The sequence below is a fragment of the Streptomyces sp. WAC05374 genome (assembly GCF_004353505.1).
Classification (GTDB): Bacteria; Actinomycetota; Actinomycetes; order Streptomycetales; family Streptomycetaceae; genus Streptomyces.
Genome location: NZ_SMNQ01000004.1, coordinates 228,132 through 248,508 on the forward strand (window position 1 = coordinate 228,132; position 20,377 = coordinate 248,508).

The 20,377-nt window shown below is 72.1% G+C and carries 15 protein-coding genes; all 15 read right to left on the reverse strand.

The genetic code is table 11. The annotated features are described in order from the left end of the window. Positions 1–442: 442 nt before the first annotated feature. Positions 443–889: a hypothetical protein gene (locus tag E2B92_RS11385; protein ID WP_126885188.1), complete on the reverse strand. Its 447-nt coding sequence runs from the start codon at positions 887–889 to the stop codon at positions 443–445. A gap of 595 nt (positions 890–1,484) precedes the next feature. Then, positions 1,485–2,291 carry a hypothetical protein gene (locus E2B92_RS11390; protein ID WP_235023788.1) on the reverse strand — a complete coding sequence of 269 codons (807 nt, stop codon included), beginning with the start codon at positions 2,289–2,291 and terminating at the stop codon, positions 1,485–1,487. A gap of 59 nt (positions 2,292–2,350) precedes the next feature. Further along, the gene (locus E2B92_RS11395) at positions 2,351–3,952 is read right to left on the reverse strand and encodes an ISL3 family transposase (RefSeq protein ID WP_126885187.1); all 1,602 of its coding nucleotides are present in this window, start codon (positions 3,950–3,952) and stop codon (positions 2,351–2,353) included. Between the two features lie 395 nt (positions 3,953–4,347). Continuing rightward, complete coding sequence (locus E2B92_RS11405; RefSeq protein WP_126885186.1) at positions 4,348–5,385, reverse strand: sugar phosphate isomerase/epimerase family protein; 1,038 nt, start codon at positions 5,383–5,385, stop codon at positions 4,348–4,350. Positions 5,386–5,432: 47 nt separating this feature from the next. Further along, positions 5,433–6,818 (reverse strand): nucleotide pyrophosphatase/phosphodiesterase family protein, encoded by a 1,386-nt coding sequence (locus E2B92_RS11410; protein WP_126885185.1) that lies wholly within the window; start codon positions 6,816–6,818, stop codon positions 5,433–5,435. After that, positions 6,815–7,984 carry a metabolite traffic protein EboE gene (gene eboE, locus E2B92_RS11415; protein ID WP_133087496.1) on the reverse strand — a complete coding sequence of 390 codons (1,170 nt, stop codon included), beginning with the start codon at positions 7,982–7,984 and terminating at the stop codon, positions 6,815–6,817. Before eboE ends, E2B92_RS11410 begins: the two co-directional genes overlap by 4 nt. A 12-nt stretch (positions 7,985–7,996) precedes the next feature. Beyond that, positions 7,997–8,845: a TatD family hydrolase gene (locus E2B92_RS11420; protein ID WP_126889582.1), complete on the reverse strand. Its 849-nt coding sequence runs from the start codon at positions 8,843–8,845 to the stop codon at positions 7,997–7,999. Continuing rightward, on the reverse strand, positions 8,845–9,489 hold the full coding sequence (locus tag E2B92_RS11425) for an EboA domain-containing protein (protein WP_133087497.1): 645 nt from the start codon (positions 9,487–9,489) through the stop codon (positions 8,845–8,847). The genes E2B92_RS11420 and E2B92_RS11425 overlap by 1 nt, the downstream gene beginning before the upstream one ends. Continuing rightward, on the reverse strand, positions 9,486–10,397 hold the full coding sequence (locus E2B92_RS11430) for a sugar phosphate isomerase/epimerase family protein (protein ID WP_133087498.1): 912 nt from the start codon (positions 10,395–10,397) through the stop codon (positions 9,486–9,488). Before E2B92_RS11430 ends, E2B92_RS11425 begins: the two co-directional genes overlap by 4 nt. Continuing rightward, positions 10,394–11,524, reverse strand: coding sequence for an SCO3242 family prenyltransferase (locus tag E2B92_RS11435; RefSeq protein ID WP_133087499.1), 1,131 nt, complete (start codon positions 11,522–11,524; stop codon positions 10,394–10,396). The genes E2B92_RS11430 and E2B92_RS11435 overlap by 4 nt, the downstream gene beginning before the upstream one ends. After that, positions 11,521–12,798 carry an inositol-3-phosphate synthase gene (locus E2B92_RS11440; RefSeq protein ID WP_126888758.1) on the reverse strand — a complete coding sequence of 426 codons (1,278 nt, stop codon included), beginning with the start codon at positions 12,796–12,798 and terminating at the stop codon, positions 11,521–11,523. Before E2B92_RS11440 ends, E2B92_RS11435 begins: the two co-directional genes overlap by 4 nt. A 91-nt stretch (positions 12,799–12,889) precedes the next feature. Then, on the reverse strand, positions 12,890–16,588 hold the full coding sequence (locus tag E2B92_RS11445) for a ThuA domain-containing protein (protein ID WP_126888759.1): 3,699 nt from the start codon (positions 16,586–16,588) through the stop codon (positions 12,890–12,892). 459 nt (positions 16,589–17,047) lie between these two features. Beyond that, positions 17,048–18,052: a sugar phosphate isomerase/epimerase family protein gene (locus E2B92_RS11450; protein WP_126888760.1), complete on the reverse strand. Its 1,005-nt coding sequence runs from the start codon at positions 18,050–18,052 to the stop codon at positions 17,048–17,050. A 10-nt stretch (positions 18,053–18,062) separates the two neighbouring features. Continuing rightward, positions 18,063–19,262, reverse strand: a complete 1,200-nt coding sequence (locus E2B92_RS11455) for a Gfo/Idh/MocA family protein (RefSeq protein ID WP_126888761.1) — start codon at positions 19,260–19,262, stop codon at positions 18,063–18,065. Between the two features lie 47 nt (positions 19,263–19,309). After that, positions 19,310–20,344 (reverse strand): substrate-binding domain-containing protein, encoded by a 1,035-nt coding sequence (locus E2B92_RS11460; RefSeq protein ID WP_126888762.1) that lies wholly within the window; start codon positions 20,342–20,344, stop codon positions 19,310–19,312. Between the last annotated feature and the right edge of the window lie 33 nt (positions 20,345–20,377).

A 20,377-nucleotide genomic window follows, 5' to 3' on the forward strand; every position in this document is an offset into this window, starting at 1 on the left:
GACACGCTGACCCACCTGGACGACCTCGGTGGGAGCATCGATGTGCCGCCAGGACGGTTCGGGAACAACGATGAACCCGACACTGGCCTTGTTCGCGAGAACGGGAGGCGCCCCGCGAAGATCGGGCTTGCTCGTTCGAACGGGGTCAGGACAGATGCCGCCCGGTAGGGGCTACCAGCCGTGCCCGGGCCGCAGCTCTCACCTCGGTCGTCTCCATCGGATCATCACGCAGCACGGCGATCCGTCCCCGGGTCTCCGGGCTCGTGGGTGCCGAGGTGATCCCCAGCAGCCGCGTTTTTCCTCGCAGTCCCAGAGAGACTCGGCGTACACGTGGTCCAGGTCCGGCTCGATGGCTGCCAGTGCCTGCAGGTACGCGGCCCGCTCGTACGAGTGCGGGGTGTGCAGCCAGAAGCGCCGCAGGTAAGGCACCGCCCCGGCGGCGTCATGCCACGAACCGGGCCAGGCGCCTGGCCGTCCGGTCGGGCCCGCACCAGGCCCGCGCCGTCCACTGTTCGGCGAGTTCGTTCACCAGTCCCGGCAAAACCTCGGGGCCGGCATGGTCGGCCAGGACGTCCGCACTCATCTGAGCCAGCCAGGGGCGGTCGTCCCGTGCCCAGCCGTGCGCCGCCGGTACGGCGAGGGCACCCAGGCGCTCAACGGCCTGCCTGAGCAGGGTCAGGGGTCGACAGCCGTCCGACGTGCCCAACAAGGGGACCAGCGGGATCAGCCCCTCAGCAGCAGGCTCTCGGCCGTTGAGCGCACGCAGTGCCTCGATCTTCGTGGCGTCTTCCGTGCGGGCATCGGCAAGCAGAGCGAGAAGCTCCGCGGTGCTGAGCCCAGCCAGTGACGGCCGCGGAACGAACGGACGGCTCTGCACCTCGATCCCCAACCGCGTCCACGGCTCAGAAAGCCATGGAAGCTCCGCCCCTGCACCGACCCGAGCACGTGCGACGTCACCAAGGTCCTCCCACCACTCCAGCGGCCAGGCTGCTGATACCGACTCCAGTACGCCCACCCAGTGCTCGCCTCTCCGGACATACGCTCGCACCTCGCAGGCCGCACGACTCCTCGTCCCCCGCCAGGTTGTCCACGATCGGCGCGGGGACAACTCCAGATCCTGGACCAGCCGCGCCAGGTACAGAGAGTGTTCGTCGGTCTGGTCCCACCGCCCGTCACGGCGGATCCCGTCGTACACGAACACGGCAGATCCCCGCTGCGGGTCCTGGAGCGCTCGCACCGCGCCCAGGCCGCGCCCCCGTTGCAGCAGGCCCTCGACAGAGTCGGAGCGGGCGTATGTCTCGTACTCATCGGGCATCACCCGCCCCCCTGCCCGCCCCGGGCACCGACCCGCCAGGCAATATCCGTGGCCTCATGCCTCCCGAATCAGTGACGAAGCGCTGTCCATTGTCAGGCTCTGGCACAACTTCTGTGAAGCTGCCACGCTGAGTGATCGACGGATGCCTGGGGCGCTACGTGCTCCTGAGTCAGAACGGTGGATCTTCGGAGTAGCCGCCTGTTCCGTCGGCCGCCCACCAGGAATCACGTTCCGCCTTGAGACGGGCGTAACGCTTGCGGGCTGCGATGTCGTCCGCGTTCTCCAAGGCGCTGGTGTCGTGACCCCATGCCTTCATGGCGTCCAAGACGCGGTCTCGATTGTGGCGGTCGGTGCTGGTGGCCAGCAGACAACGGACGTGGTCGACCAGCTCGGGCCGGTGTGCGGTGAGGGCGGGGTGCTCTGCTAGGGGGATCGCAGCGACGAGGGCCGCGTCGTGTACGTCCGCGTTGTCGTGGCTGAGAAGGGGATAGACAGCGGAGAAGATGGCCGGGCGCAGGTCTCGGAACGCGCGCATCTCCCTGTCCTCCTGGAGGAACCCCTTGCTGACATGGCGTTCGCTGATGGCGGCGCACTCGTCGTCGGCGTCGTAGGCGGTGTCGCTGAGCCACTCAAGTAGTCTCACGAGGGTCGGGTGTTGTGGTGGCGCGTCGGCATCGTGGCCGAAGTCGTCTATCGCGATGGCCGGGTGGTTGAGGATGGCCGCGACGAAGAGCGCCACGGGCACGGTGGCTTCGTAGATGGTGTTCTGGTGGGTCACTTCCCTGAGCGCGTTGTCGGTGGCGGCCGCCCTGACGGCCGGGTCGGGGTTGAGGATGCTTGCCAGCGCCGTCGGCAGGGCTTCGCCCGTCCCACATGCGGTGGCGAGCGACGCCCAGTCCGTACCGTCCAGGAGCGCTTGATAGTGAGGTAGCTCGTGGGGGCGGGGATTCTTGGTCCGACTGCGGCGATAGGTCACAGGCGGGAGGCTATAGCGTCGTCGAGCCGGCGTGACGCGGGGTGTCACGTGTAGAGGTGTCACGTGTAGAGCAGGGTGCGCTTCCGCAGGAGGTTGAATCCGGCGCGCCCGAACATCTGGCGTTTGAGCATCTTGATCCGGTTGACATGCCCTTCGACCGCGCCCGAGCTCCAGGGCAGGGTCAATCCGGCGATAACGGCTTCGAGGTCGCGGTTGATGCCGGCGGCGAGGGTGTGGAGGCTGGGCAGGTCGTCCTGCCGGACGGCGTCGAGCCAGGCTGGCAGGTTTTCACCTTGGCGCTGCGTGAGCATGATCGCGAAGGAGCGGACATGCCGGGTGAGGGCGTCGAGCTCGGGACAGTGCGTGCAAAGAGTCTTGAGCTGGAGTTGTTCGTGCTCGGTGAGGGTTTCCGGGCGGCTGAGGATCCATCCAGAGACCGTTCGGGGTGAGGGCGGCCTGGCGGTCACAGGTCGTGGTGAGGTGCGCTTCTTGTGCAGGTAGGCGCGAACGCGCTGGTAACTGCCCTTGTAGCCGAGCGGCACGATCTCCTCCCACAGCTTCCACGCGTTGGTAAGGCCCTCGTTCCAGCGGTCGTCCAGGTAGGGCTTGTAGTCGTCGAGGACCGAGGGCCGGTTCTGCCACTGGCCGGTGAACAGGTCCTCTGGCCTCTCGGCGTCGGCGAACCGTTTGACGGTGTGCCAGGCCATGCCGAGCTGCCGTTGGACCGAACGCAGGCTGTGTCCTGCCTCCAGGAGTGCGTGGACGGAAGCGTGCCGGGACCTGGTGCGGTCGGCGAACCGGTGTCCGGTCGGCCAGGGCGAGCCGGACGGTTCTTCTTCCAGAGCGGGTTCCAGCTCGGGTTCGGGGGTGGCCGGGACAAGGGCACTCAGGCAGCGGCGGTGCTGGGCGACGGCCCGCTCGGCGGCCTCGCTCAGGTTGTGCCAGAGGTGCCACCGGTCCGCGACCTGGATGGCCTGCGGGGCGCCGGCGGAGGCGCCTTCGGCGAAGAACGGTGCCCGGTCTCGGCAGATGACCTCGATGCCCGGCCGGTCGGCGAGCCAGGCCGCCAGGCTGGACGCCTCCCGGTTCGGCAACAGGTCGACGGGGCGGCGGGTCTCGATGTCGACGAGGACGGTGCCGTAGTGGCGGCCCTTGCGGGTGGCGTACTCGTCGACGCCGACCACCCGCGGAGCGGGGATCTCAGGTTCGGGAAGAGCGTCTACCAGCCGGAGCACCGTGCTTCGGCTGACGGACACCCCGAGAACGCGGGCGATACGTGCCCCGGCCCGGCCCGCGAGGGCCAGGCCGACTGCGGCCAGGGTGGAGCGCAACCGCTCGGTTCGCTGACCGTGCCGACGTGTCAGGCCGGGTATCTGCTCGACGAAGGTACGGCGTGCGCAGCCGGAGTTCCCGCAGGTGAACCGGCGGACCCTCAGCTGGAGAACAACGCTTCGGCCACCGCTCGGCACATCAGCGGGAAACCGCAGGTAGGAACCATGAACCCGGTTCGACCAGACTCCGCAGACCGGACACAGGGCGCCGTTCGCGACACATTGCGCATCAACCCGCACTATCTCGATGTCCACGTCCACCGACAGCACCACGACGTCCGCTATCGACGGGAACAGTAACTCCTTGAGCCGGAGCACGACCTCTTCCACGGCCCCGAACTGTCAGCCCAGCCGCCGGGCCGACGGGCCATTTTCGGGCGACTTCGCGTACGACTCGAAGAGGTCCGGCTGTCACTCAGGGTGACCGGGTCACAGAAGTTGTGCCAGAGCCCATTGTCATGGACAGAGCCGCGACACCGGGGAAGAGAGGACGGGCAGGCGCGTCGTCCAGAGCCACGAAGGCCGCGAACCGCTCGATCGCAGCGACGGTGCCGGACAGAACGTCGCCGCAGTGCGGGGGCTCAAGGAACGCCCGGGCTCGGGCTCTCAGACGGCCAACTCATGCCGCCACCCTGGCACACGACATCGCGGGCCGACCATGCCATCGACGAGCTGCAGCCCCCGCCACGCCGCAGCAGCCGAGACCATGATCGGCCGGACAGCTCCTAGCAGTCCTTCTCGCGGAGTGAGTGAAGGTGGGTGCTCGCCTTGCGGGCGAAGGTGAAGGACTCGACCGGGTTGTCGTGCTCGGCCTGCCAGTGGTGGTCGCGCCGGCCGCCGTGGGTGCGGGTGACCGCCGAGATGAAGCGCTGGTAGTCGATGTCTCCGTCCCCGACGTCCACCATCCGGTAGCCGTCGCGGGCGGAGTCGTCGCGCTCGCCGTCCTTGACGTGGAACAGCGGGTAGCGGTCCGGCTGCCGCAGTACGTAGGCGAGCGGGTCGAACGGCGCGGGCGTGCCGTCGGCGCGGCGGCTGAAGCGGAACCGGCCCGCGTACGCCCAGTAGATGTCCATCTCCAGGAAGACGAGGTCGGGGTCGGTCTCGGCGAGGAGGACGTCGTACAGGCGGACGTCCGGCCGGTCGGTGGCGAAGGAGAACTCCTCCGCGTGGTTGTGCTGGTAGAACTTCATGCCGCGCTTCCTCGCCTCGGCGCCGTAGTGGTTGAACTCCTCGGCGCAGCGCTTCCAGCCGTCGACGGTGGCGCCGTAGCGCCAGGGTCCGGAGGCGGTACCGATGTGCTTCAGGCCGAGGGCCTGGGCGTCGTCGAGGACCTTGGTGAGGTTCTGGGCGAAGGTGTAGGCCTGGGGGTCGGCGGAGTAGTAGCCGACGTGGCTGCCGATGGCGCGCAGGCCGTTGTCCCGGGTGAGCCGCCTGAGCTGGGAGAGGGTGATGGGGCCGGCGGAGCCCTGGGTGTAGCCGGCGTACTCGACCTCGTCGTAGCCGAAGCGCCGCAGTTCCTCGAAGACCCTGGCGAAGCCGAGGGCGGAGACCTTGTCGCGCAGGGAGTAGAGCTGGATGCCGAGGCGGCCGGGCGGGAGGACGGGGCGGCCGTGGCCGCGGCCCGGGCCGGTCTCGGCGGCCACGGCGGTGGTCGCGCCGCCGAGCAGGGCGGCGGCGGTGGCGCCGGCGGCGACACCGAGCATGTTCCGTCGCGTGAGCTTGTGCGCGAGCTCGGGGTCGGTGGTCCTGGTCGTGCGTGGCATGGGGATGACTCCTCGTTGTCAGTGGCGTCTGCTTCACTGAGGTCGGGTCAGTGGAGACCGGCGAGCCGGAGCAGCAGGGACTTCACATCGGTGGCCGCGACGCGGCCCGATACGGCGCGGGGGGTGGAGCACAGGATGAGTGGCCCGGTGTCACTGTCGTCGCTGTCGGGGAGGCGGCCGTGGCTGCCGCGAATAGGTGAGGGGTCGAGGGGCACGACCGCCAGGCGGTAGCGCATGCCCAGCTTCTTGCGGGCGATCGCCGTGGCCGCCTTGAGCCGTACGTAGGGGTCGAGGGGGTCCATGAACAGCTCGACGGGGTCGTAGCCGGGTTTGCGGTGGATCTCGACGAGCTGGGCGAAGTCGGGCGCGCGTGCGTCGTCGAGCCAGTAGTAGTAGGTGAACCAGGCGTCGGGCTCGGCGACGGCAACGAGTTCGCCGGAGCGCGGGTGGTCCAGTCCGTGGGCCTTCTTGCCCTCGTCGTCGAGGAGCGTCTCGATGCCGGGGAGGCCGGTGAGGGCGTCCCGGGTGGCGTCGAGATCCTCGGGGCGGCGGACGTAGACGTGGGCGATCTGATGGTCGGCGACGGCGAACGCCCGGGAGGCCATGGGGTCGAGGTACTCCATGCCGTCCTGGGTGTGGACCTCCAGCAGCCCGGCGCGGCGCAGGGCGCGGTTGATGTCGACGTGCCGGGTGACCCGGGTGATGCCGTATTCGGAGAGGGCGACGACGGTGCGGCCTTCGGCGCGCGCGTCGTCGAGGAGGGGGGCCATGACCGTGTCGAGCTCGGTGGCGGCGCGGTGGGAGCGCGGGTCGTCGGGGCCGTAGCGCTGGAGGTCGTAGTCCAGGTGCGGGAGGTAGCACAGGGCGAGGTCGGGGTTGCGGGTGCGGATGATGTGCCGGGTGGCCTCGGTGATCCACCGGCTGGAGACGATGTCGGCGCCGGGGCCCCAGAAGTGGAAGAGCGGGAAGGTGCCCAATGCGTCGGTGAGTTCGTCGTGCAGGGCGGGGGGCCGGGTGTAGCAGTCGGGTTCCTTGCGGCCGTCGGCGTAGTAGACGGGGCGGGGGGTGACGGTGATGTCGGTGTCGGCGCCCATGGCGTACCACCAGCAGATGTTGGCGACGGTGTAGCCGGGGTGGGCGCGGCGGGCCGCGTCCCAGAGCTTGTCGCCGGAGACGAGGCCGTTGTGCTGGCGCCACAGCAGGACGTCGCCGAGTTCGCGGAAGTACCAGCCGTTGCCGACGATGCCGTGTTCGGCGGGGAGGGTGCCGGTGAGGAAGGTGGACTGGGCGGCGCAGGTGACGGCGGGCAGGACGGTGCCGAGCGGGGCCTGGGAGCCGGACCGGGCGAGCCGCTGGAGGTGGGGCATGTGGTCGAGGAGCTGGGGGGTGAGGCCGACGACGTCCAGGACCAGGAGGGGGGTGGGCCGGTTCATGGGAGTTCCTTGAGGCCGAGGTCGGTGAGGAGGTCGCGGGCGAGGCCGAGTTCGGCGGCGATGCCGTCGGCGAGCCGGCTCCTGGTGCGGGGGCGCAGGTCGGGTGGCAGGGCCTGCCAGGTGTAGGTCTCGACCTCGAGGTGGCGTGTGTGCGGGACGGGGCCGCCGACGAGGTGGGCGAGGGCGTCGCGGAGTACGGGCAGGGTGGAGGTGAGGGGCGCGGCCGGGGGGCGGTGCAGGGGGACATGGAAGTGGGCGCGCCAGGGGGTGCCGTCGGGGAGCGTCCGGCCGTCGAGTGCCTCGGCGAGGTCGTCGGTGCCGCGCAGGCCGGCGGCGGTGCTGGTGCGGGTCTGGTGCAGGAAGCGTGGTTCGGCGAAGGCGGCGAGCGCTTCGCGGACCTCGGGGAGGTGGGGGTTGTCGGCGTGGAGGGCCGCCGAGAGCTGGGCCTTGGGGATGGGGACGCCGGCCGCGAGGAGGGCGTCCAGGGCGGTGTGCGGGTCTTCGAAGGAGGTGGCGAGGTGGCAGGTGTCGACACAGATGCCGATGCGCGGGCTCGACAGGGCGGTGAGCGGGCCGATCGCGTCCGCGGTGGTCTCGATGACGCAGCCGGGCTCGGGTTCGAGACCGATGCGGACGGACTTGCCGGTGAGCTCTTCGAGGGCGTCCAGGCGCTCGGCGAGGGTGGCCAGCGCGGTACGGGCCGTGCCGGCCGCGGCGCTGCCGAAGGAGGTGCGCCAGGCGAGGGGAAGGGTGGAGACGGACCCTTCGGTGACGTCGTCCGGCAGCAGTGCGGCGAGGAGGCGGGCCAGGTCGGTGGTGTGGGCCAGGCGCGCGGGCCGGGTCCAGTCCGGCTGGTAGACGCGGTACTTGACCTCTTCGGCGCCGAACCCCTGGTAGGGGAAACCGTTGAGGGTGACGACCTCCAGGCCGCGGCGGTCGAGTTCGGCGCGCAGGCCGCGCAGGGCGGACGGGTCGGTGGTGAGGGCGTGTGCCGCGTCCTTGGCGAGCCACAGGCCGATGCCGAGGCGGTCGCGTCCGAGGCGCCTGCGGACCGGTTCGCAGTGGTCGCGCAACTGGGCGAGGACTCCGTCGAGGGTCTCGGCGGGGTGGACGTTGGTGCAGTAGGCGAGGTGGACGGTGGAGCCGTCGGGGTGGCGGAAGCGCATGGCCGGGCTGCCTCACTCCCCGCCGCGGAGGATGGAGTTGCCCTCGTGGAGGGGGCCGGGGGAAGGGAGGTCGAGCTGGAGGCGGCCGCTGAGGCCGTAGAAGGCCACGGGGTTGCGCCACAGGACCTGGTCGACGTCGTCGTCGGTGAATCCGGCCGCGAGCATGGCGTCGCCGACCTTGCGGGTCTTGAGCGGGTCGCTCCTGCCCCAGTCGGCGGCCGAGTTCACAAGGACGCGCTCTGTCCCGTACTCCTCGAGGACGGCGACCATGCGGTCCTCGTCCATCTTGGTGTCGGGGTAGATGGAGAAGCCGAGCCAGGCGCCACTGTCAGTGGCCTCCTTTACGGTGGTCTCGTTGAGGTGGTCGAGCAGGACCCGCTCCGGGGGGAGGTGGGACTCGCGGACGACGTCCAGGGTGCGGCGCAGTCCGGCGAGCTTGTCGCGGTGCGGGGTGTGGACGAGGGCGGGCAGGCCGTGATCGGCGGCGAGCTGGAGCTGGGCGGCCAGCGCGGTGTCCTCGGCGGGGGTCATGGAGTCGTAGCCGATCTCGCCGACGGCGACGACGGAGTCCTTGACCAGATAGCGGGGCAGGGCGTCGAGCACGGGGGTGCAGCGGGGGTCGTTGGCCTCCTTGGGGTTGAGGGCGAGGGTGCAGTGGTGGGCGATGCCGTACTGGGCGGCGCGGAAGGGTTCCCAGCCGAGGAGGGAGTCGAAGTAGTCGAAGAAGCTGGCGGGCGAGGTGCGGGGCTGCCCCAGCCAGAAGGAGGGTTCGACGACGGCGCGGACCCCGGCGTCGTACATCGCCCGGTAGTCGTCCGTGGTGCGGGAGGTCATGTGGATGTGCGGGTCGAAGATGCGCATCAGGACTCCTCCGGGGGGACGGTCAGGGCGAGGACGCGGTGGAGGCCGGCGGGGACGGGGCGGCCGGCGGCGGTGCGTTCGGCGGCGTAGTCGGCGAGCATCCGGGCAAGTTCGGCGTCGCCCCGGGCCCGCCCGGGCAGATCGGCGACGGCGTCGACGGGGACGTCCGTGAAGAGGCACTTGAGGACGGCGTGCCGCCAGGCGTGGGGGTCGAGGTGGGCGGCGGCGTAGGGGCCGACGGCGGCGGCGACCAGCCGGGTGTCGTGGGTGCGCAGGGCGTCCTCGATCAGGGGCAGGGCCTCGGGGCCCGGGACGAGCGGGGGGAGGGCGAGCAGGACGGCGCGGCGCTCGGCGGCTGCGCCGTGCCGGTAGAGCCGGGTCAGGGTGTCGGCGTCGGCGCGGGCCGCGTGGAGGAGGAGGACGCGTACGGCGTCGGCGTGTTCCTGGCCGCAGTGGCGGCCCGCGGAGGCGAACCGCAGCTCCCAGGAGGCGGACACGTAGGGGCCGGGCGTCTCGCGTGGGCGGTCGGCGGCGTGGGCGGCCTCGGCGAGGGCCTCGGCCAGCCAGGCGCGGGCGGCGCCGGAGAGCCGGCCGTCCAGGTCCTCGCGCGATCGCTCGCGCGGTTGCGGGCGGGGGGTCGTCATGGCGTCGGTTCTCCCTTCTTCCCGGTCCGGCTGCGGAGGAACGCGAGGGAGGTGCGGGCGAGTTCGGGGCCGGCGTGGGAGTGGCGGGGCAGTTCGACGACCGTCAGGCCCTGGTAACCGGTGGCGGCGAGGGCGTCCAGGACGGGAGGGAAGTCGATCTCTCCGTCGCCGAACGGCAGGTGTTCGTGGACTCCGCGCCGCATGTCCTCGATCTGGACGTGGCGCAGCCAGGGTGCGGCGTCGCGGACGCAGTCGGCCGGTGACGCCGGTTCGAGGCACTGGCAGTGACCGATGTCGAGGGTGAGGCCGAGGAGGTGGGGGCCGGGGTCGCCGAGGAGGCGGCGGAAGTGGTGGAAGTCGGCGAGGGTGGCGAGGAGGTGGCCGGGTTCGGGTTCGACGGCGAGCGGGACGCGGGCGGTGGCCGCGGCGTCCAGGACGGGGGTGAGTGCCTCTTCGAGGCGCTTCCAGGCGGTGGCGGCGTCGGTGGAAGGGGAGAGGTCGTCCGGTGCGGTGCCGCTGAAACAGTGCACGGCGTGCGCGCCGAGGTCGGCGGCCACCTGGACGGCGCGGACGAGGAGGCGGGTGCGGGCGGCCCGCCCGTCGGGGTCGGGGTCGAGGAGGGAGGGGCCGTGTTTGCGGCGCGGGTCGAGCACATAGCGGGCGCCGGTCTCGACGGTGACGCCCAGCCCGAGTTCGCCCAGGCGGCGGGCGACCCGGCCGGTGCGGGCGGCCAGGCCGGGGGCGAGGGGGTCGAGGTGCATGTGGTCCAGCGTCAGGCCGACGCCGTCGTAGCCGAGGTCGGCGAGGAGGGCGAGGGCGTCGTCGAGACGGAGGTCGGTGAGACCGTTGGTGCCGTAGCCGAAGCGGAGGTCGGGCGTGTGGGCGGGCGTGCGGGCGGGGGCGCTCATGTGGGGCTCACCTTCCGTGCGAGGGCGCGGGCGAGGGGGACGAGCCCCAGCAGGGCGAGCCCGGTGCCGGTGGCTCCGCCCCGGACGGCGAGTGCGGCCTGGAGCGGGATCATGGCGCGGATGCCGCCGCCGACGGCGCGCTGGGTGAGGGGTGGGGAGGGGTTGAGCGCGGCGTGCAGGTAGGGAATGGCGGCGGTGCGCAGGTAGGCGGCCGCGGTCAGGGCCGTGGCGGGGTAGGCCCTCGCCCTCCGCCGGTGGCGGGCCGCCGCGGCGCCGAGCAGGGCGGTGGTGGCGAGGGCGGCGAGCGGGGCGGCCGTCGAACCGCCTCGCGTCTCGTGGCGGGACACGGCGGTCACCGCGTAGGTGTGCGCCCCGAGCAGGGCGGCGGACGGGAGGGCGGCGGACGGGATGCCGCGGGGCGCGGCGCGGGTTGGGCGGGGCGGGTGGGACCTGTGGGGTGGGCGGGGCGAGTGGGCCGGTGTTCCGGTGCGGGGCGAGTGGGCCGGTGTTCCGGTGCGGGGCGAGTGGGCCGGTGTTCCGGTGCGGGGCGAGCGTGCTGGGTGGGCCGGGCGCCCGGAGCGCCCCTGCCGTGCCGGGGCGGGCGTGCCGGCGGGGGGTGCGGTGGCCGTGGCGCCGAGGAGGAGGTCCAGGGCGCGGGCGGTGGCCATGGCGGCGGGGGCCGCGCGGGTGTGCTTCAGGCGCAGGTCGTACGCCCATACCGTGGCCGCGAGGGCGGTCGCCACGGCCAGGGGCGCCCGGCCCGCTCGGGTGGCGAGGGCGAGGCCCGTGGCCGTCAGGGCGGCCGCGGCGGCGAGGGCGGCGGGCGGGGCGACACGGCCGGAGGGAATGGGGCGGTGCGGGCGGTCGACGGCGTCCTCGTCACGGTCCGCCCAGTCGTTGAGCGCCATGCCCGCCTCGTACAGGCACAGGGAGGACCCGATGGCCAGCGCGGTGCCCCGGTTGGGGCGCGCGCCCACGGCCGCGGCGCCCGCGAGGGCGTCCCCGGGTACGGAGAACAGGGCGGACACGCGCAGCAGCTCCGCCCAGGCCCGTCGCCGTACCCCCCGGGCCCGCTCCCCGGACGCCGCCGAGGCCGCCGGCGCCGCCGGGTCCGCCGGGGGGTTCATCGGGCGGCCCCGAGGCGCTGGGCGAGGGAGAGGAGGGCGGCGTACTGGTCGGAGAGGGCCGCGGGGCCGCCGTCGGGGTCCTTGAAGTAGAAGCCGAGTTCCGGCAGGGGCCCCGAGAGGCCGGCCTCGTGGGCGCGGGCCACCAGGCGGGCGAGGTCCAGGACGAGAGGGGCGGCGAGCGCCGAGTCGCACCCCTGCCAGATGGTCTGGAGGACCATCCGGGAGCCGAGGAATCCGTCGAAGGCGATGTGGTCCCAGGCGGTCTTCCAGTCCCCGAGGGCCGGTACGTCGTCGATGTGGACCTCGCCCTCCGGGGCGGCGCCGAGCACATCGGCGAGGACGCGTTCCTTGCCGGCGTTCTTGGCGGCCGCCGCGGCCGGGTCGGCGAGTGCCGCCCCGTCGCCGCCGCCCAGGAGGTTGGTGCCGGACCAGGCCCGTACCGACAGGGCGCGCTGCACGAACATCGGGGCGAGCACGGCGCGGAGCAGGGTCTGGCCCGTCTTGCCGTCGCGGCCCGCGTGGGGCAGGCCGCTGGTGGCGGCGGTGGTGGCGAGGGCGGCGGTGCGCAGCCCGGTGGAGGGGGTGAAGTTCACGTAGGGGCAGCCGGCGCGGAGGGCGGCGGCCGCGTAGAGGGAGCTGGGTGCGAGGCGCGGGTCGTCCGGTCCGGGTGCCGGTTCTGTGGAGGCGACGTTGACGACGACTGTTCGGGTGAGGTGGTGGCGGCGGGTGAAGGCGGTGATGTCGGCGGCGAAGGCGGCGATCAGTTCGTCGTCGGTGCGGGTGTCGCCGGGGGCGGGGCCGCCGGGGCGGATCTCGGCGTCCGCGGCGGCGAGTTCACCGTGCACGGCGGCGGCCAGGCCGTACGGCAGGACGCCCGCCGTCGTCAGTTCCTCGGCCCGTTTGGGCAGGGGGCAGGCCGCCGTGTCGTGCCCGCCGAACACCAGGGAGGAGAGGGAGGGGAGGCCGCTGGCGGTGAAGGGGGCGGTTTCCGTGACCATGCCCGTGGGCGGGTGCAGCCCGGCGGCGACGGCGGCGCATCCGGCGACGGCGGTGGTGGCGACGGAGCCGCGCGCCCCGACGAGCCAGACGCCGACCGTGCCGTCGCTCCCGGTGCGCCCGGCGTCCCCGGCGGCCTCGGCGTCCCCGGCGGCCTCGGCGTCCCTGGCGTCACTGTTGGCCTCGGGATCTTCGGCGGCCTCGGCGTCTTCGGCGGCTTGGGTGTTTCCGGCGGCCCCTGTGGTCCCGTCGTCTCCGGCACGGCGTGCATCGAACATGGCCAGCCTCCCTGGGTGTGGTGCGTTGGAGACGGCGGGCGGGGGGTACGGCGCCTCCCCGCCCGCCGCCGGCTTGAACGGGAGCGCCCCGCTAGGTGGACGAGGGCAGCTCCTTGAGCTGGATGTTCCGGAAGGACACCTGATCGTCGGCGCCGTGGTTCTGGATGCCGATGTAGCCGTCCTTCAGGCTGCGGACAGGATCGGTGTTGGTGAAGTCGTTGATCTTCACGCCGTTGAGGAAGACCTGGAGGCGCTCCCCCTGGACCTTGATCTCGTAGCTGTTCCACTGGCCGGGCGGGCGGAGGACCTGGTCGCGGGCCTTGAGGTTGGCCGACTTGAAGCCGTAGACGGCCCCGGTGGTGCGGTCGGGGGCGTCGGTGGCGTCGATCTGGATCTCGTAGCCGTTGTTCACGGCCGACCAGGGGTCGTCGGAGGCCGGGAAGCCGACGAAGACACCGGAGTTGTCGTCGCCCGCCATCTTCCAGTCCAGCTTCAGCGAGTACGACGAGAGCTCCTTGGCCTGGTACCAGAGCATCCCCATGCCGCCCTCGGTGCGCAGCTCACCGTCCACGACGGTGAACCTCCCCGGTCCGGCCTGCTTCCAGCCCTCCAGGGTGTGGCCGTTGAACAGGGGCCGGTATCCGGTGCGCGGGGTGCAGTCGGCCTTCACCTGCCCGGTGGCGTAGCGGAGGCCGCCCAGCAGGTGCTGCCGGAAGGCGGGTTCGGCGTAGGACGCGGCCGTGTGACCGCCTCCGGTGTAGAAGGCGCGCCCGCCCCGGTAGCTCTGGCACCAGGCGATCGGGTGGTCGCCCTTCATGGTGCCGCCCTGGTAGGTGGTCTCGTCGAGGGTGGCGAGGACACGGGCCTGGCCGCGCGGGTTGGTGCGGTAGTTGTACCACTCGTCGGTGCGTTCCCAGGCGGCCGGGACGTCCTTCGTCGCCGGGTGCGCGTGGTCCTCGACGCGGACGGTGGCGGGCTGGATGTGCGGGTGGGAGGCGAAGTGGGCGCCGACGAGTCCGCCGTAGAACTCCCAGTCGTACTCGGTGTCGGCGGCGGCGTGGACACCGACGTACCCGCCGCCGGTGGCGACGTAGTTCTCGAACGCCTTCTGCTGCTCGGCGTTCAGGACGTCGCCGGTGGTCGAGAGGAACACGACGGCGTCGTACCGGGCCAGGTTGCTGGTGGTGAACTGCGCGGCGGTCTCCGTGGCGTCGACCGTGATGTTGCCGGCGGCGCCCAGCTCCTTCAGGGCCGCGATGCCGGCCGGGATGGAGTCGTGCCGGAACCCGGCGGTTCTGGAGAAGACCAGGACCCGCTTGGCGGTCCGGTCGACGGGCGTGTTCGACAGCTCGAAGTCGTCGACGTCGTACAGGGCACCGGCGCCGCCCTTGAAGACCAGGAAGAGCTGGGTGGTCCGCTTCGGTACGGCCCGCAGCGGGACGTCGATGTCCTGGAAGGTCTCCCAGCCGCCGGTCACCGGTACCGGGGCGGAGCCCAGCAGGGTGCCGGTGGCCGATCCGGTGCGTACCTCCAGGAAGCCGCCGGCGCCGCCGGACGAGACGCGGGCGGTGAGCTTGGTGGAGCCGGTGAGGTTGTAGGGGGTGAAGGAGATCCAGTCGCCGTCGTCGATGTCGCCGACGGTCCTGCCGCCGTGCGCGGTGGCCTTGTCGTACGTGCGGATGCCGGACTGCGCCGAGAAGTGCTCGGCCTGCCGGTGGCGCGGCTGGAGCTGTGCCTGGTCGTGGCCGGTCAGCGCGGCCTGTCCGCCGCCTCCGCCGTCGGTGTACTCGGCGTCGAAGACGCCGAAGATGTTGGCGTTGGGGTCGTGGCCGCCGTCCGCCGACGTCTTGATGGTGCCGGAGCAGCCGTTCGAGGAGGTCACCGGGTGGCCGTGGCTGTCGTGGCCGAGGATGTAGGTGACCTTGACCTTGGCACAGTCGATCGTGCCGTCCTCCGGGTCGGTGACGGTCACCTTGAAGGGGATCTCGTCGCCGAAGCCGAACAGCGCGCCCTCGGCGGGCAGGTCGAGCGTCACCTTGGGCGCGGTGTTGCCGACCACCACCTGGACGCTGGCGGAGCCGGTGCGGCCGGAGGCGTCGCGCGCGGTGACGGTGGCGGTGTAGGTGCCGTTCTTGCGGTAGGTGTACGTGGGGTTCGCGGCGGTCGACGTGCCGGTGCCGTCGCCGAAGTCCCAGTGGTAGGTCAGGGCGTCCCCGTCGGCGTCCGTCGTTCCGGCCGAGGAGAAGGCGACCCGCAGCGGGGCCTTGCCGGAGGTCCTGTTCGCCGATGCCTCGGCGACCGGCGAGAAGCCGCCGGTGGCGTTCTCGATCCGGTAGAGGCCGGAGTTCTCGTCGCCGCCGAACCAGGCGGTGCCGTAGTCGAGGACGTACAGCGCCCCGTCGGGGCCGAACGCCATGTCCATCACCTGTGTGCCGGTCCACGGCACCGGGTTGATGGACCGCACCGCACCGTCGGCACCGTGTTCGATGCGCTTGATCCAGCGGCGCCCGAACTCACCGGCGAAGAAGTCGCCGTCGTACGCCTCGGGGAACTTCACGGGCGACGGGTTCGCGGCGTCGTACCGGTAGACCGGCCCGCCCATGGGCGACTCGGACCCGGAGCCGAACTCGGGCACGGACCCGCCGTCGTACGGTATCCAGGCGGGCTCGGCCGGCGGCAGGTCGACCAGGCCCGTGTTGTGCGGCGAGTCGTTCTTCGGCGCCGCGCAGTCGAAGGGGGCGCCGGAGGTCCTGGTGGCGAAGTCGTAGTCGACGTACGGCTCGTTGTCGCCGGTGCAGAACGGCCAGCCGAAGTTTCCGGGCTTGGTGACCCGGGCGAACTCGACCTGTCCGGCCGGGCCCCGCTGGGGGTCGGCGGCGCCCGCGTCGGGGCCGTAGTCGCCGACGTACAGGACGCCCGTCTTCTTGTCGACGCTGAAGCGGAACGGGTTGCGGAAGCCCATCGCGTAGATCTCGGGCCGTGTCCTGGCGGTGCCGGGTGCGAAGAGGTTGCCCTCGGGGACGGTGTACGAGCCGTCGTCGGCGACCTTGATGCGGAGGATCTTGCCGCGCAGGTCGTTGGTGTTGCCCGAGGTGCGGCGGGCGTCGTACGCGGGGTTGCGGGTGGGCCGCTCGTCGATGGGGGTGAAGCCGTCGGAGGCGAACGGGTTGGAGTCGTCGCCCGTCGACAGGTAGAGGTTGCCCTGGGCGTCGAAGTCGATGTCACCGCCGACGTGGCAGCAGATGCCGCGTGTCGCGGGGATGTCGATGACCTTCTTCTCGCTGGCGTTGTCGAGCGTGCCGTCCGCCCTGAGAGTGAAGCGCGAGAGGCGGTTGACGCCGTCGTACCTGGCGAAGTCCGCGGCCGTGCCGTCGTTGGGCGCGTCTCCGGCGGGGGTGTCGAGCGGGGGCGCGTAGTAGAGGAAGACGGCCCGGTTCCGCTCGAAGTCCGGGTCGAGGGCGACGCCTTGGAGGCCCTCCTCGTCGTGGGAGTAGACCGGGACGGTGCCGATGACCCTGGTGTTGCCGGCGGCGTCGGTGCGCCGCAGCTCGCCGCCGCGCGAGGTGTGCAGCACGCTGCGGTCGGGCATGACGGCGAGCGACATCGGTTCGCCGACCTCTTCGCCGCCCTTGGCGAGGGTGACCTGCTGGAACTGCTCCTCGGCCGCCGCCGGTGCGGGCGCGCCGGCCGCCACGACGGGCGGGGCGCCGAGGGTGAACGACGTCACGGCGAGCAGGCCGCCGGTGAGGAGTGCGAGCGCGTTGCGCGCTCCGAGCCGTTTTCTGTGCACGAATGTCCTCCGGAGAAGGCCGGATGCGGGCTGTTGCCTCGGTGGGGCGGCTCCCCAGGGGTACTTGCCGGGGGTGCCGCGCCGGGTTGTCCGGGGACCGGCGTGCGCCGTCACGCTGGTCGGGGTCCATGGCCTGAACGGTGTCGTGGGGCCGGGGTGGTGGAGCCGGGTGCCTCAGGCGGGTGGCTGCCGGGCCGGTGTCGTGAAACCGGCTGCCCGAGACGGGTGTTGCCAGGGCGGTGCCGTGGAGCCGATGTCTCGACGCGGGTGTCCTGCCGGTGTCGCGTACACCTCAGGGCCGTACACGGAAGGGACGTTAGCCGGGTTGCTCCTGTGCCGAAAGCCCTTGTGCGGGACTTGGCCCGGACTTTTTCCCGGCGCTGGACAAAGCCGTGGGCGGGCAGGCCGGACCGCCCGGTGGCGGCACCCGCCACCGGGCCGGTGACCTGCGGCCCCGCCCTAGCCGTCGCCGCCGAACGCGGCGTCGAAGGAGGCGGCCGGCGGGTCGAAGTCGTACCGCTTCAGCGTGGCAAGCGCTTCCGGCGCACCGGTCAGCCGGTCCATCCCGGCGTCCTCCCACTCCACCGACACCGGCCCCGCGTACCCGATCGAGCGCAGCATCCGGAAGACGTCCTCCCACGGCACGTCCCCGTGCCCTGCCGACACGAAGTCCCAGCCGCGCCGCGGATCGCCCCACGGCAGGTGGGAGCCGAGCCGGCCGTTGCGGCCGTCGAGCCGCCGCCGCGCCTCCTTGCAGTCCACGTGGTAGATCCGGTCCCGGAAGTCGTACAGGAACCCGACCGGGTCCAGGTCCTGCCACACGAAGTGGCTCGGGTCGAAGTTCAGCCCGAAGGCCGGGCGCCGGTCCACCGCCTCCAGGGCCCGCTGCGTGGTCCAGTAGTCGTAGGCGATCTCGCTCGGATGGACCTCGTGGGCGAACCGCACGCCCTCCGCGTCGAAGACGTCCAGGACCGGGTTCCACCGCTCGGCGAAGTCCTCGTACCCGCGCTCGATCATCCGCTCCGGCACCGGCGGGAACATCGCCACCAGGTGCCAGATCGACGACCCGGTGAAACCGACGACCGTACGCACCCCGAAGGCCGCGGCCGCCCGGGCGGTGTCGGCCAGCTCGCGCGCCGCCCGCCGCCGCACGCCCTCGGGGTCGCCGTCGCCCCAGACCCGCCCCGGCACGATGGCCCGGTGCCGCTCGTCGATGGGGTGGTCGCAGACGGCCTGGCCCACCAGGTGGTTGGAGATCGCCCAGCACTTCAGTCCGTACTTGTCGAGCAGCGCCCGCCGCCCGTCCAGGTAGGCGGGGTCGGCCAGCGCCTTGTCGACCTCGAAGTGATCGCCCCAGCAGGCGAGTTCGAGACCGTCGTAGCCGAAGTCACGCGCGAGGCGGCAGACCTCCTCCAGCGGAAGGTCGGCCCACTGGCCGGTGAAGAGGGTGAAGGGACGTGGCACCACATGCCTCCTAGGCCGGTACGGGGGTGTAGACGGCGTTCTTCTCGGCGCTCTCCTCCACCGCCGCCAGCACGCGCTGCACCCGCAGCCCGTCCGCGAAGGACGGCGCCGGCTCGGTGCCCGAGGCGATGGCGTGGAGGAGGTCGCGCGCCTGGTGGACGAAGGTGTGCTCGTAGCCGAGGGCGTGACCGGGCGGCCACCACGCCTCCAGGTACGGGTGGTCCGGCTCGGTGACGAGGATGCGCCGGAAGCCGGCCGACGGGGCCGGGTCGCCTCCGTCGTAGAACGACAGCTCGTTCAGCCGTTCCAGGTCGAAGGCGAGCGACCCCCGCTCCCCGTTGACCTCCAGCCGCAGCGCGTTCTTGCGGCCCGCCGCCATCCGGGTCGCCTCGAACGACACCAGCGCCCCCGACGCCAGCCGCCCCGTGAACACGGCCGCGTCGTCCACGGTGACGGCCCCGCGCTCGGCGCCCCCCGACGCCGAGAGCCCGGCCGACGCCCCGGCGAGCAGCGGCCGCTCGCGCACGAAGGTCTCGGTGAGCGCCGACACCCCCACGAGCGGTTCCCCCGCCAGGAACTGCGCGAGGTCCACGATGTGCGCGCCCAGGTCCCCGAGCGCCCCGGACCCTGCGTGCTCCCGCTCCAGCCGCCAGGTGAGCGGGAAGTCCGGGTCGACCAGCCAGTCCTGGAGGTAGGTCACCCGTACGTGACGCAGCGCGCCCAGGCGGCCGGCGGCGATCAGGTCCCGGGCGTATGTCATGGCGGGCACGCGGCGGTAGTTGAAGCCGACCATGGCGACCCGGCCGCGCGCCCGGGCCCGCTCGGCGGCCGCCACCATGGCCTCGGCCTCGGCCACGGTGTTGGCCAGCGGCTTCTCGCACAGGACGTGCTTGCCCGCCTCCAGGGCGGCGATGGCGATCCGGGCGTGGCTGTCCCCGGGGGTGCAGATGTCCACCACGTCGACGTCGTCGCGTGCGACGAGGTCCCGCCAGTCGGTCTCGGCCGCGGCCCAGCCGTGCCGGTCGGCGGCCGCCCGGACGGCCGCGGCGTCCCGGCCGCAGACCGCGGCGAGCACCGGCCGCAGCGGCAGGTCGAAGACGCGGCCCACGGTGCGCCAGCCCTGTGAGTGGGCGGCGCCCATGAACGCGTACCCGACCATGCCGATGCCGATCGTCCGTTCCTGCCGCGCCGTGCGTTCCTGCTGCGCCATACGGGTTCCTCCTCGTCGGTTGCTCGGTGGGGGCGGGCAGAGCCGGGTCAGTTGAAGCCCGTCGGCAGGTACTCGTCGACGTTCTCCTTGGTGACCACGGCCGAGTAGAGGGTGATCGACGCGGGGATCTCCAGCTCCGACATGCCGCCGACGCCCTTCTTCTGGCCCAGCGCCCGTGCCAGGTCGATGGCGGAGGCGGCCATGGTGGGCGGGTAGAGGACGGTCGCCTTGAGCACGCCGTCGCCGGCCTTGATGGCGTCCATCGCCGACTTGGCGCCCGCTCCGCCGACCATCAGGAAGTCGTCCCGGCCGGCCTGCTGGATGGCGCGCAGCGCGCCCACGCCCTGGTCGTCGTCGTGGTTCCACAGCGCGTCGAACTGCTGCTGCGCCTGCAGGAGCTGGGCCATTTTGGCCTGGCCGGACTCGACGGTGAACTCGGCGGCCTGCCGCGCCACCTTCCTGATGTTGGGATAGTTCTTCAGGGCGTCGTCGAAGCCCTGGGTGCGCTGCTTGGTCAGTTCCAGGTTGTCCAGCCCGGCCAGTTCGACGACCTTGGCGTCGGGCTTGTCCTTGAGCTGTTCGCCGATGTACCGGCCGGCGTTGAGGCCCATGCCGTAGTTGTCGCCGCCGATCCAGCAGCGGTAGGCCTGCGGGGAGGCGAAGATCCGGTCGAGGTTGATCACCGGGATGCCGGCCTTCATGGCCTGGAGGCCGACCTGGGTGAGCGCCTTGCCGTCGGCCGGCAGGATGACCAGGACGTCGACCTTCTTGTTGATGAGGGTCTGGATCTGGCCGATCTGGGTGGCGGTGTCGTTGGAGCCCTCGGTGATCTCCAGGGTCACCTCGGAGTATTTCTCGGCCCGCTGCTTGGCGTTGACGTTGATGGCGTTGAGCCAGCCGTGGTCGGCCTGCGGGCCGGCGAACCCGATGGTCACGGGCGCGCCGGGCTTGTCGTCGGCGGCCGGGGCGTTGTTGGCGGGGGCCGGGTTCTTGGGTTCGTTGCTGGTGCAGGCGGTCAGCAGGGCGCCGGCGGATACGGCGGCGGTGCCGAACAGCAGTCCTCTGCGGCTGGTTTCTGGCATGGCGGTGGGACCCTTCCGGTAGGGGCGCACAAA